Annotated in this window: 1 pseudogene; it reads left to right on the top strand. The window is 76.9% G+C overall.

The annotated features are described in order from the left end of the window. Positions 1–472: pseudogene (locus tag FV228_RS32505) on the top strand (DNA translocase FtsK); the annotation flags it as partial.

The raw sequence follows: 472 nt of genomic DNA, 5'->3' as shown, positions 1-472 counted from the left end.
GCGAGACCTGGCCGAGCAGGCGCGGCTCGCGACCCCGGCCGCGATGCCCGAGATCGTCCCGACCGAGTTCGCCGAGGATGGCGGGGTCGTGCCGCTGTGGCGCCAGCCCTTCGTGGCGCCCCCGGGCGTCCGCTACTTCCGCACCCCCGACCGCCGTCCGGTTCGGCCAAGCGTCGAGCTGTCCGCTTCGACGGCGGCGATCGCCCCGGTCCCGGTCCAGGGCCCAATGCCGGTCCAGACCCCTGTCCCGGAGCCGGCCGTGCCCGAGGTCGTCGCCGAGGCGCCCGCGCGCGACTGGTCCGACCTGCCGGACTGGTCCGAGGTCCAGCCCTGGTTCGACGGCAGCGACTGGAATGCCGGCGACGGGTCGTCCGTGGAGGCCTGGGCCGCGCTGGCGACCCAGCCCGTGGCTGCCGGCTTCGAGACCGCGGTCGCGGCCGTCCCGGTGATCGCGGCGGCCCAGGCCGTCGCC

This window comes from Methylobacterium sp. WL18 (assembly GCF_008040015.1).
Taxonomy (GTDB): Bacteria; Pseudomonadota; Alphaproteobacteria; order Rhizobiales; family Beijerinckiaceae; genus Methylobacterium; species Methylobacterium mesophilicum.
This window is presented reverse-complemented; position numbering and strand designations above follow the sequence as displayed.